General features: G+C 49.6%; 15 protein-coding genes. 3 read left to right on the top strand and 12 right to left on the bottom strand.

Features of this window, described 5'->3' with window-relative positions; genetic code table 11:
- Positions 1-212 precede the first annotated feature (212 nt).
- The gene (locus tag C1N53_RS21200) at positions 213-1,538 is read left to right on the top strand and encodes an ATP-binding protein (RefSeq protein ID WP_137761201.1); all 1,326 of its coding nucleotides are present in this window, start codon (positions 213-215) and stop codon (positions 1,536-1,538) included.
- A gap of 327 nt (positions 1,539-1,865) precedes the next feature.
- Here the strand turns inward: C1N53_RS21200 and C1N53_RS21195 are convergent, their stop codons facing one another.
- The 4 genes from C1N53_RS21195 to C1N53_RS22630 all read right to left on the bottom strand — a co-directional run bounded on the left by C1N53_RS21195 (position 1,866) and on the right by C1N53_RS22630 (position 3,549).
- A complete protein-coding gene (locus C1N53_RS21195) occupies positions 1,866-2,228 on the bottom strand; it encodes a type II toxin-antitoxin system HigA family antitoxin (RefSeq protein WP_137761200.1) in 363 nt (120 codons plus the stop codon).
- A gap of 94 nt (positions 2,229-2,322) precedes the next feature.
- Positions 2,323-2,616, bottom strand: coding sequence for a type II toxin-antitoxin system HigB family toxin (locus C1N53_RS21190; RefSeq protein ID WP_137761199.1), 294 nt, complete (start codon positions 2,614-2,616; stop codon positions 2,323-2,325).
- 321 nt (positions 2,617-2,937) lie between these two features.
- The gene (locus C1N53_RS21185; RefSeq protein ID WP_137761198.1) at positions 2,938-3,336 is read right to left on the bottom strand and encodes a hypothetical protein; all 399 of its coding nucleotides are present in this window, start codon (positions 3,334-3,336) and stop codon (positions 2,938-2,940) included.
- A 51-nt stretch (positions 3,337-3,387) separates the two neighbouring features.
- Entirely contained in the window at positions 3,388-3,549 is a 162-nt protein-coding gene (locus tag C1N53_RS22630; protein WP_168194078.1) for a hypothetical protein, read from the bottom strand.
- A gap of 1,330 nt (positions 3,550-4,879) precedes the next feature.
- On the opposite strand from C1N53_RS22630, the gene C1N53_RS21180 reads away from it, so the two are divergent.
- Together C1N53_RS21180 and C1N53_RS21175 are read left to right on the top strand one after the other, a co-directional pair.
- On the top strand, positions 4,880-6,013 hold the full coding sequence (locus tag C1N53_RS21180) for a hypothetical protein (protein ID WP_137761197.1): 1,134 nt from the start codon (positions 4,880-4,882) through the stop codon (positions 6,011-6,013).
- 131 nt (positions 6,014-6,144) lie between these two features.
- Positions 6,145-7,383, top strand: coding sequence for a sodium:proton antiporter (locus C1N53_RS21175; RefSeq protein WP_137761196.1), 1,239 nt, complete (start codon positions 6,145-6,147; stop codon positions 7,381-7,383).
- 265 nt (positions 7,384-7,648) lie between these two features.
- On the opposite strand, the gene C1N53_RS21170 is transcribed toward C1N53_RS21175, so the two are convergent.
- The 8 genes from C1N53_RS21170 to secDF all read right to left on the bottom strand — a co-directional run bounded on the left by C1N53_RS21170 (position 7,649) and on the right by secDF (position 15,375).
- Positions 7,649-7,963 (bottom strand): IS1 family transposase, encoded by a 315-nt coding sequence (locus C1N53_RS21170; protein WP_137761195.1) that lies wholly within the window; start codon positions 7,961-7,963, stop codon positions 7,649-7,651.
- Positions 7,863-8,282, bottom strand: coding sequence for a hypothetical protein (locus tag C1N53_RS21165; RefSeq protein WP_206077679.1), 420 nt, complete (start codon positions 8,280-8,282; stop codon positions 7,863-7,865). The genes C1N53_RS21170 and C1N53_RS21165 overlap by 101 nt, the downstream gene beginning before the upstream one ends.
- Before the next feature lie 106 nt (positions 8,283-8,388).
- Positions 8,389-8,748 carry a hypothetical protein gene (locus tag C1N53_RS21160; protein ID WP_137758894.1) on the bottom strand — a complete coding sequence of 120 codons (360 nt, stop codon included), beginning with the start codon at positions 8,746-8,748 and terminating at the stop codon, positions 8,389-8,391.
- 286 nt (positions 8,749-9,034) lie between these two features.
- Complete coding sequence (locus tag C1N53_RS21155) at positions 9,035-9,280, bottom strand: hypothetical protein (protein ID WP_137761194.1); 246 nt, start codon at positions 9,278-9,280, stop codon at positions 9,035-9,037.
- Positions 9,281-9,433: 153 nt separating this feature from the next.
- Positions 9,434-10,969 carry a dicarboxylate/amino acid:cation symporter gene (locus C1N53_RS21150; RefSeq protein ID WP_240773322.1) on the bottom strand — a complete coding sequence of 512 codons (1,536 nt, stop codon included), beginning with the start codon at positions 10,967-10,969 and terminating at the stop codon, positions 9,434-9,436.
- Positions 10,944-11,681, bottom strand: coding sequence for a hypothetical protein (locus C1N53_RS21145; protein WP_137761193.1), 738 nt, complete (start codon positions 11,679-11,681; stop codon positions 10,944-10,946). Before C1N53_RS21145 ends, C1N53_RS21150 begins: the two co-directional genes overlap by 26 nt.
- A 302-nt stretch (positions 11,682-11,983) precedes the next feature.
- Positions 11,984-12,199, bottom strand: coding sequence for a twin-arginine translocase TatA/TatE family subunit (locus C1N53_RS21140; RefSeq protein ID WP_137761192.1), 216 nt, complete (start codon positions 12,197-12,199; stop codon positions 11,984-11,986).
- A gap of 134 nt (positions 12,200-12,333) precedes the next feature.
- Positions 12,334-15,375, bottom strand: a complete 3,042-nt coding sequence (gene secDF, locus C1N53_RS21135; protein WP_137761191.1) for a protein translocase subunit SecDF — start codon at positions 15,373-15,375, stop codon at positions 12,334-12,336.
- Positions 15,376-15,440: the final 65 nt, after the last annotated feature.

The raw sequence follows: 15,440 nt of genomic DNA, 5'->3' as shown, positions 1-15,440 counted from the left end.
AAAACAAGCTTAAAACTCTGACTTCTCTACTTTATAAAGATACCATTACTGAAGCATTAAATTGATTATTAACTTCTGTTAGCCATTAAAAATTTTCCTATCGCTATTTAGAAACCAAGTGGTTGCTTTAAAAGATCATCAACTGCTTATTTGTATCTTTGAGGAAGCTTTTGCAACTATCGCTGTGGCGACACCAGATACAAATCACCATCATGTCCGAACAACATAATATTGAGTACAAGCAGAGTTGGCACGACGATTATCTCAAAGGGATATGTGGCTTTGCCAATGCACAAGGAGGCACCATTTTCATCGGTAGGGACGATAATGGCAGTGTGGTGCACCTACAGGAATCAAAGTCCCTGATGGAAAGCATCCCACAAAAGGTGAGAAATCAACTGGGTATCTTGGTGGAGGTCAACCTTCACCAAGAAAACGGGAGCCACTACATAGAAATCATCACACTGCCCTACTCTGTCGCTGTCTCCCTGCGCGGCAGGTATTACTACCGTAGCGGCAGCACTACAACAGAACTCACGGGTCACTCCCTGACGGAGTTCCTGCTGAGGAGGGCTGGCAAAACCTGGGATGATGTGACAGAGCCCGCTGCCACCCTAGAGGATATAGACACTGCAAGCGTTGATAAGTTCTTGGGTGATGCTCTGAAAGCCGGGCGTCTGCCGGACGTATCCGGCCTGAGCGTGGGAGATCTGCTTGAAAAACTCCGGCTCTCCGAGAAAGGGCAGCTCAAGCGAGCAGCCGTCATCCTATTCGGTAAAGACCCCGGGCGGTTCTATCCCAATATGGTGGTGAAGATGGGTCGGTTTGGCAAGGACGACGCGGACCTTAAGTTTCAGGAGGTGGTTGAAGGCAATCTTATTTCGTTGATGACAGAGGTAACCGCCAACTTGAACCACAAGTTCTTCACCAAGTCTGTTGATTTTGAAGGCCTGCAGCGTGTTGAGCGGGATGAGTACCCGGTCGCGGCCATTCGTGAGATGCTTCTCAACGCTTTGGTGCATCGGAACTACATGGGCAGCAGCGTACAGATCAGGATGTATGATGACAGTTTCAGTATCTGGAACGAAGGCTCCCTCCCTGAAGGCTTATCTCTTGATGCTCTCAAAAGGCAGCATCCTTCCCGGCCGCGAAATCCTGTCATTGCGGACGTCTGCTTCAAAGGAGGCTATATCGATTCCTGGGGCAGGGGCACCATTAAAATTCTGGAGGCCTGCAAAGAAGCCGGCTTACCCGAGCCGGATATGCAGGAGCTGGACGGTGGCTTTCTGATCATACTCTACAAGAACCGACTCGCTGAGGAACAGCTTGCAAAGGCTGGGCTCAACGACAGGCAACTGAAGGCAGTGGCTTATGTAAAGGAACACGGCAGCATCAATAACTCCATTTATCAAACTATTAACAGTGTTGGTAAGACCACGGCCACCGAGGAGCTGCAGCAGCTTGTTGATATGGCCATTTTCAGCCACACGGGCATGGGTCGTGGCTCAAAATATGAGTGGGCCGGAATTGGCCGCTAATTGGCCGAATTGGCCACCTATTGGCCGTTGATCGGCCAGTAGGTAACTAAGAAACAGTAGAGCAAACATCAAAGAAAAGGATATAATCTGAAAAAGCGGTAAAAAGTGGTTATCAGTAGAATAATAATGCGGTCCTAACAAGAATTGCGTCACTCAAAGTAAACCTTTTGGCTGATGTAACTAAGCGAGCAGCGGACGAACCCCGCTTTACCTGCCAATGGCTTATCTAAAGGTATCGGCGGTGACTTTCTGGTTAGACATTTGAAAAGAGAAAGCCCTGGCACCACTTAAAGTATCAAGGCTTTTATGTTACAGGTTAAACTGATTTTATAGCGCTGGTTCTGCTATCAGTACTTCGAGCGGGAATCTTAACCCCTTGTGCAGCTTGCGAATCATATCGAGTGACAGGCTTCGCTTTCTGTTCAGCACTTTGGATACGTTTCCCTTGTCTCCCATATAAGGCACCAGGTCCTCCTGGTTCAAACCAAGTTCTTCCATGCGGATTTTAATGTACTCAATTGGATCCGGCTCCTCGATAGGATAGTGCTCCTCCTCATACTTTTTAACTACAAGAGACAGCATCTCCAGCGTCTCATTCTCCGGGGTTCCTTCAGGAGCATCCCACAGCGCTCTGATTTGTTTGAGGGCTGCCTGATACTCGGCTTCGTTATGTATTAAGTGAATATTCATTTTATTACGGTCTTTATCATTTAGACCTAACGGCCTTACAGGCAGTTAGTAATTTCCACTACTTTGCACAGGGCGATTTGTGCTTTATCCTTTGCTAAAGGTCTTCTATTTTAATCTTGTCGTATTCCGCATGGCTTCCAAACCAGAGCAGGAACACTTTCTTGCTTCTAAACCCGACCAATGCTACCAGCCTGAAGTCATTGGCCTTGATGTTAAACACCACTTTCCCATCGACTATTAGCTCCGCGCTTGGAAAGTCAGCGTGCATGTCGTTTACGGAGTTCCATTGGGCCGCCTCGGTGGTCTTGTACCACGATAATAGATACTGTTTCGCGGCAGCGTGCGATTGACAGTATTCCTTGAGTTTCTTATGACTTAGAACATGCATTTCCCTTTAAATTATACGATAAATATATGCCATTGTTGTCAATACGACAACTCAAGCGAGTAATATTTTCCAAACACTGATATTTTGAGCAAGAAGGGATCTTGTACAGCCTTGCTTTTGCCGGAGTGCAGTCCGGCCGAGGGCACGGACGAACCCCGCTTTACCGTGGTTAGGCATGTCAAGCGGCAATGACTTTGTTCTCTGGATAAGCTAGCAGCGGAAAAGCAAAAGCCCGATACTGATTAGAAAGGGCCTCTGCTATGATATTGAATTGTAAGCATCGTTTACAGGTCCAAACCCATGCCATTGGGGAAAATATTATTAATATATTCTGCCTAGTTTATCAAAAGTAATTGTAAAACCATCAAAATTGAACAGTATTCTTTTTCTAGCTATTCTTCCATCTGATTGTTTCTCTCTACCAAAATCTGTAAAAATAAGATCCTCCTCAAAAAGCAAAGGCAAAAAACAATTTTCATTTACTCTCAGCCTTCTATTGGTCCTCTTCATAATTTTCTCATTTATTAAATTGTCTGCATCCAAGGGCTCAGAATTATCTATTATTGACAGCACATAATTCATATCAGCGTTTACAGACAGTTTAGCCACAAACCGAGAACAATTTTTATTTTCTTTAATATATTCCTTCACTTTATCAGTAACTCCTTCGGGTAGATCATAAATGATATATTTAGATTGAGCACTTACTGATAAGTTCAAAAGTGCAGCAAGAGCAAGTTTAGAAAATACATTTTTTTCATATGCATAAAGTTATTTTTTTGCTGTATGCAAAAAAGTTTTTTTACCAATTTCGTTAGTGTTCTGAGTTGTACCTACAGGATTTAAACCTGATTTCCCTCCAGGTAAAGCTTGATGAAATGTTGCAGCTCCTCCAACAGTTGACGAATAAGAATCAATAGAATAGGTTGCCATTGTCGTGTTACTTGCTGTTTGTGAGTCTCCATCAGAATATCCTGGTCCATTATGGAGTTGCTACCTTTGACTGGAGACCTTTATTAGGCAGATTTAATTTGATAACTTTAAATTTGACTATTATGGATAGACGTATATTTGACGCTCCTTTAAACAGATGGCCATTGACCTCTCCTATGCGAGGGGATCGGTAAAAGAGGTAGCCAATGAGCGGGCATCGATCCCAGGCGGTTGATTTTCTACAACAGGGAGAGGAGGCATTCGGCTCTGGTCTATCTGACACCTTGCCAGTAAGAAAACCTTTATCTGAATAATAAAGTAGCTGCCTAACAAAAACCCTCCAGTAAACTGTTGCAATTCCAAACTGCCCGACTAACAAGCAGACGCCTTCTGTAAAAAAGATCCTCCAGGTTCCGTTGCCTATTCAGCCGGCGAGGCCCTGCCCGCAATATTTCAAACGATAGACTAGTTATTGCCCTTTTATTGCCTTACTTTTACTCCGACTCATGGAGTGTATACGAACCAAATCTGCTGTTGCACGGTGTTTTTTCCTATCCTTGATACTGTTTGCGGCTGTCCTGCTCCAGGCACAGTGTGTGCGTGCTTCCGTTTCGTTTTCCCAAACAGCTCCATCCTCTGACTCCACGTCAGGGCATTTCAAAGAGGTACTTCAACAGGTGGTGCCTCAGCAACTAGCGTCCAAGGCCGCCCTAGCTCCTGCGATGGTGGTATACCAACCACAAGTTCCGGCGGCGGCCTTTCTCCGTTGTCACACCCTTTATCTGCCCGTACATGGGCCGAGGCCTGTCTCCGCAGCAAGCGTGGCAAGCACCTGTGCCTTATGCCGAATGTTCTTAATCACCATTCAACCGCAGGCTCCTTAACTACCCTCTTCTTTTCTTGGAATTACTGATTCTTTTGTGCAGGCAACAACGCTATCTGGCAGCTTGTAATGCACTTTTCCTATGTTTAGTTCAAGTTACCGGAAGGTGTATATGGAGTACGATACTGCAGTTCCCAACAGTCGCTATGGCCAGACGCCGCTAACGGAGTGAGTCACCTGCAGGGGGGATGCCCTACCTGTACCTTTCGATGCCCAGCCCGCAACTGGCGAATACCTAGCTGTTGGTAAAGGCGCAGGAACTGTCCCCAGAGGATTGACTTGAAAGGGAAAAGCTCTCGGACGGAGCAGGAAGCCAGCACCAACCAAACCACAGGTTCCGGTTCTAAAACAACTAATTCCAAGCCGGGCTTACTCCCATACCCGTGCAGGTAGTGGTAGTAAGCCAAATCATATTCTTACTTCACTCCTATTTAAAATTTCACTCCCATGATCAAAAAGAAAGGTGCCAAACCACTTGTGCCTGCCCAACCCTATAAATTTAGAAAACGTTACAACCAACTTGACCTTATTTTCCGGAAGGAGAAAAAATTCCTGTACTTTATCGCTTTTTCCCTTATTGCAGCGGGTATCGTGTACCCATACCCTTCGCTCGCCATGTGGGTCGGATTTGCTTTTGCAGGCTATTCGGCCATAGCCAACGACAGCATCCAGACAATTGGCACCTTCATTGTATCGAACGAGGATAAGAAATGGTATTGGCAGTGGCTGTTTATGGGGCTTATCTTTCTTGTCACCGTCACCTACAGCTGGGTTACCTTAGCAGGTGACGTGAGTTTCCAAAGGCTTGCCACTCCCGGCCTCGACCAGGCACCACAGCAGTTTGTTTACCTGCAACTGGCCTCCCCTATCATACTGCTGCTATTGACCAGGTTCCGTGTTCCTGTCTCCACTACTTTTATGCTGCTGAGTATTTTTACGGCTACCTCCGGCACCATCGTCAGTATGGTCAATAAAAGCCTGGCTGGCTATGCAGTAGCCTTTGGTTCGGCCTTTGTACTTTACCTGCTGCTCTCCAGGGTTATTAAACGCTTTATAAAAGGTGAGGCTCATATTGCCTGGACGGTGGCTCAATGGGTCATCAGCGGGTTCCTGTGGTATATCTGGCTGGTGCAGGACTTAGCCAACATTGCCGTTTACCTGCCGCGCCAGTTGCAAGCAACCGAGTTTATAGCTTTCTCCGGTTTCATCTTCCTGGGGCTTGGTGCCCTTTTCTACATGAAAGGCGACAAAATACAGCACATCATCAACGAAAAATCGGAAGTACACGATGTACGGAGTGCCACGATTATAGACTTGGTATACGCCCTTATTCTTTACTATTTTAAAGAGGTAAACAACCTGCCCATGAGTACTACCTGGGTGTTTGTGGGCCTGCTGGCAGGGCGGGAGCTTGCCATGCGCATCCGAGCGCAGGATTCCGCAGTCCATATAGGTAAGACGTTTAAACTGATAGGAAAAGATGTCGTTTCGGTTACTATTGGCCTGATCATTTCTATCATTCTCGCAGTTGCCATTAACCCCGTCATGCAGGAGGAGCTGAAGAGTTACCTGCTCAAATGAAACTACTTATTGGTTTCCGCCATAGCTATCACGGCACAGGCCTATGCCGCCCTTTATGTTTCAAGTTAAATAATTGCCCTCTCCAAACAGGGCAACCACGTTAAACCCGCACAAAGGCTCATTTCTTAATTATGGAGTTATATTATTCATTTTCTGTACTGATCGTTCTTGCCTCCCTGTTTGCTTACGTCAACCACAGGTTTATCAGGCTACCATCTACTATTGGCATCATGCTGATGGCCATTATTGTCTCTATCCTCATCCGGTTTGCCGGCAAGAGTATTTTTCCGGAAACTGCCGACAGGTTGTTTACCCTTATATCGTCCCTGGACTTCACAGAGGTGCTCATGGGGGCCATGCTGAACTTCCTGCTCTTTGCCGGTGCTATTCATGTTAACGTTGCCGATCTCCGGGAGCAACGCCTGCCGGTGCTGACCTTTTCTACGATTAGTGTTATTCTGTCAACTTTCGCTATTGGAGGTATTTTATATGGGATAACGCCTTTGTTTGGGATTGCGATGCCCTTTCTGTATTGTTTGCTGTTCGGTGCCTTAATTTCTCCAACCGACCCGATTGCAGTATTGGGCATTCTTAAAAAAGCCAACGTGGGTAAGTCTCTGGAGACAAAGATTACCGGTGAGTCGCTCTTTAACGATGGTGTCGCTGTAGTGCTTTTTGCCGTGCTCCTGCAACTGACGCAAACCCCGGATACACAAATTTCGCTTGGCTCCATTTCGTGGCTTCTGGCAAAAGAGGCCCTGGGAGGCTTGTTGCTGGGTGTGCTTTTAGGTTATACGGCATCAAAGGCAATGAAAGGCATAGACGATTACATCGTCTCCGTTCTTATTACCCTGTCGGTTGTGATGGGCGGCTACCTTATTGCACATGCCATGCACATATCAGGCCCCCTGACCATGGTGGCTGCAGGGCTCATTATTGGTAATTATGGAAAGAAAGTGGCCATGTCGACGCTCACCAAAGACTATATAACCAAGTTTTGGGAACTGCTGGACGAGGTGCTGAATGCTATCCTGTTCCTGTTTATTGGTTTCGAGCTGCTGTTAATACCTGATTTTGAGACTTACTGGATTCTCTCGGTAGTGGCCATCGCCGTGGTACTCGCTGCCCGCTTTATCTCCATCTGGATTCCTTCGCTGCTGGTGCCCTTCAATCCCAAATTAAGCAGAGGTACCCTTACGGTGCTGGTATGGGGAGGTTTGCGCGGCGGTGTCTCTATTGCCTTGGTGCTATCTGTTACAGACCCTACCTACAAAGAGCTGCTCCTGGAGATGACTTACTTTGTGGTGGTATTTTCTATTGTAGTGCAGGGGTTAACCGTCGGGAAAGTATCGAACAGGGTTTTAAGCTGAAATTAACTGCCGTCTAACCTTTACTACCAATACTTTTCGTAACAGCTACAGCACTTGTCGGCAAACCTTTGGGCGGCCTTCTTTGCAGCAACCTTATCCCCAGGTATGCCTAGCACAAATTCAAATAAGCTCCTGATTCTATGAAGTTTACAAATTTATATTTTTCTGATAGCATCTTTTCGAATGCTGAATTTATAATTTTTGATTTGAAGGTGAACTAATCCGGCATACTTTTGCTGCTGCCCTAATTAAATCTTTGGTAGTCCTATAAAAGTAATGATAAGTTGTAGTTAGCGACAAAGCACCTGATCGCCATCAGGTGCCTGTCGAGGCTCTTTGAAAAAGACATAGCCTTCCTTACCAGCCTGGAGCACCTCTGTCTGATGGTGCTGAAGAACCTTTCGGCGTGGTTAGTGTCTTTCTTCATTTTAGATGGCTTATGCTGCTGCTCGGGTACTACCTGCTTATAGGCATCCCAATCATCTGTGAAGAAAATGGCTTGCTGCCTGTAGTTCTCGGGGAAGTTGTCCCACAAGCTCCTGGCACCTGCTGCGCCCCTGCCTCCCAGGTGCAGGGCCACAATTTGCCTCACGCAGGTAGAACCGGCTGCCTAGCCTGGTACCCAGATAGTAATTGACGGAGTCGCCCAGAATGGCGGCAATACACAGCAGCAACAGTAGCAAAGCCAGGTGTAGGCCCGAGGCAGGATTTGCGGCCAGTGCCCCAACCGCAAAGAGTAAGGAATCACCGGGCAGAAAGGGCGTCACCACCAAACCTGTTTCGCAGAAAATGATTAGAAATAGCACCAGGTAAAGCCAACCCTGGTAGGCTCCGGCAATTTCTACCAGATGCCGGTCTATGTGCAGGATAAGATCCAGCACGTATTGAATAGATTCCATACGGGACACTATTAAGCAAGAAAAAGAGACAAAGGCCAGTATTGGCCTGTAACACCCGCAGACCAGCGATGAGCATCAGGCCGGGCATCGGGAGGGGGAAAAGAGGCTATGGGCCTTTTGAGAGGATAGGGTCAGATGGGGAGAAGCGGTAATGAACAGGCGCCGCAGGGAGCGGAGCACTTTCCGGGCAAAGCGGGGCGAAGAGCTGCCTCAGCATAAAAACCATCAACCTGGCTTTAAACGCCTTGTCCGCCTGGCAGCCTTTCGGAGCTCCCACCTGGTTCATTTCCTGCACAACCATCCGTTGCGGAACAGGATCTGCCTCGCTAACAGAAGCTGCTGCAGAAGAAACAGGTGGCACATCGGCGGCGGCCATACCAGGTGTCATCACCTGCAAAAGCAAGCAGATAACAAGGGCCAAAAGCCCCCATGGATGTATACCCTTACCTTTACACTTTGCAGCCATATAGCAAAGGTGACAGGTAAATGGAAATAAAACAACTGATACCGCCATATTAATTTTTATAACCCAATCTTTTTGGGAAAAGCCACTCTATAGGGCAGTTTCCTACTAGGCAAGGCGGCTCCCAGCTAAGCCTGCTACCACCGTTACCTCTCCCGCTGCCCCGCTGTGGCGTCTTTAGAAAAAACCGACCTTGCCTGCAGTTCCAACACACCAGTGATTCTAAGAGCTACAGCACAAGGACAGAGGAGGTTTAACGTCCCAGAAAAGACCTGCGCAAGCGCCTGCCCTATTCTTGCTCTTTCATGTACGTTAGCATAACCTCCCGGATATTCTCTGTAACTTCGTTGGTGGCAAACAACCTGCCTATCTCTACAACAAAGGAATACTTTTTCGAAAGAGCCACATCAACGCCTTCTATCCCTTGTATGCTCTCAATCTGGTCAATCAATCCCTTTTGCTTGGGAATGATGAAATTTGCGTGTACTATAAACTTATTGGTCCCTCGTTGTTTCTCAATTTCAATTTTCATCATGAACAAATTAGTAATTAACGTCGGATTGTAAGATTGTATCGTAGGCCTTTCGATTGCCTGGCCTGTAGCATGTCAGCCACCCAACCGCCATGAAGTCCTCTCCTGGCTTTTCTGCAGCAAAACGTGGCCTTTCGGCTAACTGTCCCGGACCCTCTAGAAGCGAACTTTTCCGCCCCGCTTCCCCGTTGTCGGCCGAGAAGTTTTCCATGCAGGCTGCTCTTCCGTTGGTTCCGGATTTGTTGTCTCTACCAGGCCGGCTTCAGGCTGGGGATTAAACTCTCCTTCCCAGCGGGCCACCACAGCTGTAGCCAGGCAATTTCCTGTTACGTTCACAGAGGTACGCGCCATGTCCATCAGCTCGTCTATACCAAGTATGGCGAATACAGGCCACACGGGCAGGTTGAAAGAGGCTACTGTGCCCAAGAGGATCACCAGCGAGGCTCTGGGCACCCCGGCAACACCTTTGCTGGTGAGCATGAGTGTGAACACCATCAGCAGCTGCTGTTCCAGCGTCAGGTCTATGCCTGCTGCCTGCGCCACAAACACCGATGCCAACGATAAGTAAAGGGTGGTTCCGTCGAGGTTAAAGCTATACCCTGTGGGCATGACAAAGGCTACAATCTTCCGCGGCACGCCCAGTTTCTCCATCTCTTCCATGGCGCGTGGCAGGGCAGCCTCCGAGCTGGTGGTGGCAAAGGCAATAGACACAGGGCCGGAAACCGCCTTCAGGAAGCGCTTAACCGGTACGCCTGCAATAAGGGCGACCGGCAGCAGAACCAGCACGACAAAAGCAATAAGGGCTATGTAAAGGGTGGCCAGCAGCTGGAACAGGTTCACCAGAATGCCGAAGCCCATGTGCCCCACCGTATAGGCAATAGCCGCACCAACCCCCACAGGCGCAAAGTACATGATCACGTTTGTGAACTTGAACATGGTTTCTGAAAGGCTCTCGCAGAAGTCGAGCATAGGCTTGCGCTTGCGCTCTGTTACCATAGCCAGGCCAATGGCAAAGAGCACGCTGAAGATAACGATCTGCAGTACCTGGCCCTCCGCAATAGATTTGGCAATATTCTCGGGGAAGACGTGCAGGATAATATCGGCGGCCGACTGTTTGGCCGGGGCCTGGATTTCCTCTGTCTGAGCAATGCCTCGCATGTCGATGCCCTCACCGGCCTTCGTCAGGTTGATGGCCGCTAAACCTATAAACAGGGCAATGGTGGTAACAATCTCAAAGTAAACAATCGCCTTCCAGCCCATGCTCCCCACCTGCTTCAGGTTAGAGTGCCCGGCTATCCCCACTACCAGGGTCGCGAAGATAAGAGGCGCTATAATGGTTTTTATCAGTTTCAGGAAAACCTTGCTGAGCACGTTCAGGTTCTGGGCCAGTTGCGGAAAGTCATACCCGATCTCGGCGCCTACCACCATGCTTATGAGTATCCAACTGGTGAGAGAACGCTTCTGCAGGCCGTATAGCAGGAGCACCCCAATACCGATCCATCGGGCGGTCAGCAGCACACCGGCAGGTAAAGTTAGTAGCTGGTATTGGTTTAAAAGTGTGAGAATGGCCGCAACCGTGATGCAAAGCAGGGTGGCAAGCGGAATAAAGGATTTCTTCATGATATAAGCCATGTCAAACTGGAAAGGAAGCCATACGGCACGGTCCTCAGGTAAGGGAAATTTCCTGGACATCCAAAATGTCCTGAGCCAGGACAGGCGTGTGGATGGCCACTTCCATCCTTGCTGTGTAAGGTAAGCCTGTTGAGCCCTGAAAAACGAGGCGGTCTGTCATATAGTCTGTCAGCCCCCTAATCTGGTTGACCTCCCCGTCTGTAAGCTTCACCCTGCATGCCACCAGGCAGGGGATGCCGACTTTGCGAAGCAAAGGGTAGTATTTATATCTCTTTGCCTCCAGGGCCTCCCGGGCCAAGCTCCCTCCGAAGTAGTCGAAATAGGTCCGACAGTCGTACCGGGTGGTCTGTTCGAAGGTTGTGTAAAAGCAAAGGGGGCGTCCCCTTTCCATAGAGGCTCCACGCCTAGCGGATAAATCGTACAGTCGCTCGATTTCCTGCTCCTCACCCGGGCCGAGATATTGGGACAAGGCGCTGATGACCCTTGCCTTTGCCTCCTCTATTTCGGCGGGACACAGTCCAGTGTTCCACACCGCCTTCGGATCAGTGACCCTTGTGCAGTGATAGACCTTGATGGAGTGCTCTTTTAAACGCTCCGGCAGAGTTTCCAGGAGCGCATCGTATCTGGAGCAATCCATGCCGGCAAGCCAGCTTTTTCCCTCCAGCGTATAGCAGCGTTGCAACTCCTTCTCCGTCCTTATCTGGTCGGCATATTGCAGGACAGGTGCGAAAGCCTCTATGGGCCAGGTTTCCATATCTTCCAGTACAATCATTGTTTTAGCTTTTCCATAAATGCCTGCATTTAACCACGCCCCCGATGTCCCTGCCCGGCCGGCAACCAGGCCTTCCTGCCGGTTCCGGGGCACGTAGCTTTTAAATGATCAGGAGGGGTTCCCTGCGGTACTTCTCTCCTGCCTTCCATTGTCGCCTTTGCCTTTCTGCGCCCTTGTGTCCCAGGCGCTGGCACACAAGGGCGCAGAAAGGCAAAGGCGGGTTACTTCCCAACGGGCGGCAGAGGCTGCCGGGAAGTAGTCAGCCTTAAGGTGACTAACGCCTGCCTTACAGGCAGCGGTGGCTATTGCCCCTCTTTGTCTTTGTCCTTGACCGCATCCTTTATTTCAGTTTCAATCTCCTTGGTGGCGTCCTTGAACTCGCGGATGCCCCGTCCGAGCCCGCGGGCCAGTTCAGGGATGCGCTTAGCACCGAATAGCAGCAGGACAGCAAAAAGAATTACTAGTATTTCGGAGCCGCCTAACCCTCCTATGAAGGCAAACAGTTGTATGATCATCATGATATCAATAAATGTTAGTGTAAAAAAATTATATTACCGAACTCGAGGAAATTACTTCCTTTGCCTTTCCTTCCACCTGTAGTATATCACCAGCAGGGTCAACAATAGAAGGAATGTGAGCAGGTACAGCATTTTCATTTGCTAACCTTCTGTCTTTTCCCGGAGACGTCCGCAGGCTTTCCAAGCACAGGAGCACTATCGGCACTACCCCGGGATGTGTCCACCACCAAAGGAGCAGCTATGAACAGGGAGGAGTAGGTACCTGCCACCACTCCGATGATCATGGCAAGAGAAAAGCCTCTCAACACCTCTCCTCCAAAGATAAACAGCACCAGTACCACCAGCAGCACCGTAGAGGAGGTGATGATGGTACGACTGAAGGTGCTGATCAGGGCCGGGTTAATCACATCCCTCACCTGCAGACCTGCCCTCAACCCCATGTTCTCCCGGATCCGATCGAAGATAACCACCGTATCGTTAATGGAAAATCCGATCACCGTTAACAGCGCCGCGATGAATACCTGGTCCATTTCATAGGAGATGCCAAACAGGTCGAGGATAGAGAACACAGCGATGATCATCAACGCATCGTGCAACAGGGCTACCACCCCTCCTAAACTGAACTGCCATTTGCTGAAGCGGATCATGACGTACAGGAAAATACCAGCCAGGGAAAGCAGGACCGACACCAGGGATGTCCGTTGTATATCATCAGCCATGGTAGCGCCAACTTTAGACGAACTCAATATCTCTGGATTTAACTTCTTATACCGACTCAGCCCTTGTTCCAGGGCTGCTTTTACAGTTTCATCGGCCTGCACAGATTCGTCGTCGGCCAGGTAACTGGTAATCACTTTCAGGCGGTTTGCCCCGCCAAACGTTTTCACTTCCGTACCCGCTTCCTCAAAAGCTTCCAGCAGAGTAGTCCGGACTTCGGATGCCGGCACCGCTTCCTCCAGGTGTACTACATAGGAGCGTCCCCCTTTGAAATCCACGCCTAAGTTCGGGCCACCGCTCAAGAACATCGCTACAAAGCCGAAGCATATAACGGCCAAAGAGAAAGGATAGGCGAACTTCCGGACTCTCATGGCATCAAACCGGATGTTCCGGAAAAGGCTATCGGCGAACGAAGAGGAGAACCGCAGTGTTCCTTTGCTTTTAAAGGTTCTCTCGACCAGGATTCGCGAAATATAAACAGACGTAAAGAAGGAGGTAACAATACCCATCATCAGGGTGATGGCGAAGCCTTTTACCGGGCCTGAGCCGAAGTAGTACAGGATAAAGCCAACTAAAAAAGTGGTGACGTTCGCATCCAAGATAGTAGAGAAAGCCTTTTCATACCCTTTGTTGATGACCTCCCGCATAGGTAGCCCTTTGGTCATCTCTTCCCGCATCCGCTCAAATATCAGCACGTTGGAATCCACGGCCATACCTAACGTAAGCACGATACCCGCAATGCCAGGCAGGGTAAGCGCTGCGCCAAACTGCGCTAAGATACCCAGGATAAAGAACACGTTGAACACCAACGCTAAGTCGGCAATAAAGCCGCCTCTACGGTAATAGCCTATCATGAATAGCACGACTGCGCCCAGACCGGCAATGGTGGAAAGCAAGCCCTGGTTAATGGCCTCCTGGCCCAGCGAAGGACCTACGATGGCCTCTTCGATGATACGGGTAGGGGCCGGCATCTTACCCGCCTTCAGGATGTTGGCAAGGTCTTTCGCCTCTTCCACGGTGAAGTTGCCGGAGATGGAGGAGTTGCCGCCTGTGATCTCGCCCTGCACCACCGGAGCAGAGTACACGTAGTTGTCCAGCACGATGGCGATCTGGCGGTTGATGTTGTCGCCTGTCAAACGGGCCCACTTCTTGGAGCCGTTCGGGTTCATGGCCATGCTGATCTCAGGGCGTCCGTTCTGGTCGAAGTCCTGGCGGGCGTCGTTGATAGCGTCACCGGACAGCGGGGCCTTCCCGTCACGCCCTTTTTTGATGGCGTACAGCTCTGCGAACTCCTGCCGGTTGCCGCCCTGCACGGGCTTCACGCTCCACAAAAACTTCATGTTGGGAGGGAAGATGGCACGAACCTCTGCTCTTCCTAAAATCTCGTTCACCTTGGCCGTGTCGCGCACGTTTGTGCCGAAGCCACCTGGCAGCGGAACGAACAGGCGGGCCAGAGCACTGCTTTGTGCGTTGGCAAGAGAGTCCAGGCCACTGGCAGCGGAATCAGTAGAAGCTGCCGTTTGGCCCGCCTGCGCAAGACCCGTGGAATCGGTAGCGGCAGCCTGCGCCAGCACATCATCAGCGCCGTCTGTTTTAACTGTTGCGTTAGGAGTAGCACCCTGCGTTAAGGGATCTTTCTGGTCTGCAGTGCCCAGGTTCAGCTTGCCGGCTTTCTCCTGCTGTGCCAGGTACTCGTTGAGTTGTAAAAAGTAAGGGGTGAACTCGTCCGGCGTCCACACTTCCCAGAACTCCAGGTTGGCCATGCCCTGCAGCAGGCGGCGCACACGCTCCGGGTCGTCTACGCCCGGCAGCTCGATCTGGATGCGGCCATCGCCACCGTTACCCGATAGGCGCTGGATGTTCGGGTTCGTTACACCGAATTTATCAATACGGGTGCGCAGGATGTTGAAAGAGCGGTCTACGGCATCCTCCACCTCCCGGTCCAGAACACGTATAACTTCGTCGTTTGAAGTATTGAAATTGATCTTTTCCCGGTTAGCGGAATTTGAGAATACCTGGCTGAGCTTTCCTTGAGGAACAATCTCCAGGTAGGCCTCGGCGAAAAGAGTGGTAAATTTTTCCTGGCTGTTTTTCTGTAGTTCCTGCGCACGGGCAAGGGCCTTTACAAAGTTAGGGTCTTTGCTGTTGCCCGAAAGAGCACGCAGAATCTCAACAGGGGAAACCTCCAGCACCACGTGCATACCGCCTTTCAGGTCAAGGCCAAGGCCCAGTTCTTTTTCTTTGATTTCCTGGTAAGTGAGCCCCAGGAAAACGGGCTCCCTCCAGACAGAATCCAGGTAAGCCTGTCTCCTGCTCGGGTTTACCTGCCCCTGCGAATCCGTTGCGAAGGCTTCTGCCTTCCGCTCCACGCTCCGGGAAACAAAGGAAAACGACAGAAAAAGCAGGCACAGTCCCGTGATGACGACTGTCATGATAATGATAAAGTTCTTATGGCGCATTATAATCGTTCGTGTAATGTAAAAGATATTAGTGGGCACCCGGGCCTTTGACAGGTGCCTGGTTT

The organism is Pontibacter sp. SGAir0037 (genome assembly GCF_005491705.1).
Lineage (GTDB): Bacteria > Bacteroidota > Bacteroidia > Cytophagales > Hymenobacteraceae > Pontibacter.
Note: the sequence above shows the minus strand (reverse complement) of the source record. Positions and strands in the feature narration are given on the sequence as shown.

Coding starts and splice junctions, on each gene's coding strand:
- C1N53_RS21200 (WP_137761201.1), top strand. CDS start 213: ATGTCCGAACAACATAATATTGAGTACAAGCAGAGTTGGCACGACGAT.
- C1N53_RS21195 (WP_137761200.1), bottom strand. CDS start 2,228: ATGAATATTCACTTAATACATAACGAAGCCGAGTATCAGGCAGCCCTC.
- C1N53_RS21190 (WP_137761199.1), bottom strand. CDS start 2,616: ATGCATGTTCTAAGTCATAAGAAACTCAAGGAATACTGTCAATCGCAC.
- C1N53_RS22630 (WP_168194078.1), bottom strand. CDS start 3,549: ATGGCAACCTATTCTATTGATTCTTATTCGTCAACTGTTGGAGGAGCT.
- C1N53_RS21180 (WP_137761197.1), top strand. CDS start 4,880: ATGATCAAAAAGAAAGGTGCCAAACCACTTGTGCCTGCCCAACCCTAT.
- C1N53_RS21175 (WP_137761196.1), top strand. CDS start 6,145: ATGGAGTTATATTATTCATTTTCTGTACTGATCGTTCTTGCCTCCCTG.
- C1N53_RS21165 (WP_206077679.1), bottom strand. CDS start 8,282: ATGGAATCTATTCAATACGTGCTGGATCTTATCCTGCACATAGACCGG.
- C1N53_RS21160 (WP_137758894.1), bottom strand. CDS start 8,748: ATGGCTGCAAAGTGTAAAGGTAAGGGTATACATCCATGGGGGCTTTTG.
- C1N53_RS21155 (WP_137761194.1), bottom strand. CDS start 9,280: ATGATGAAAATTGAAATTGAGAAACAACGAGGGACCAATAAGTTTATA.
- C1N53_RS21150 (WP_240773322.1), bottom strand. CDS start 10,969: ATGTCCAGGAAATTTCCCTTACCTGAGGACCGTGCCGTATGGCTTCCT.
- C1N53_RS21145 (WP_137761193.1), bottom strand. CDS start 11,681: ATGATTGTACTGGAAGATATGGAAACCTGGCCCATAGAGGCTTTCGCA.
- C1N53_RS21140 (WP_137761192.1), bottom strand. CDS start 12,199: ATGATGATCATACAACTGTTTGCCTTCATAGGAGGGTTAGGCGGCTCC.
- secDF (WP_137761191.1), bottom strand. CDS start 15,375: ATGCGCCATAAGAACTTTATCATTATCATGACAGTCGTCATCACGGGA.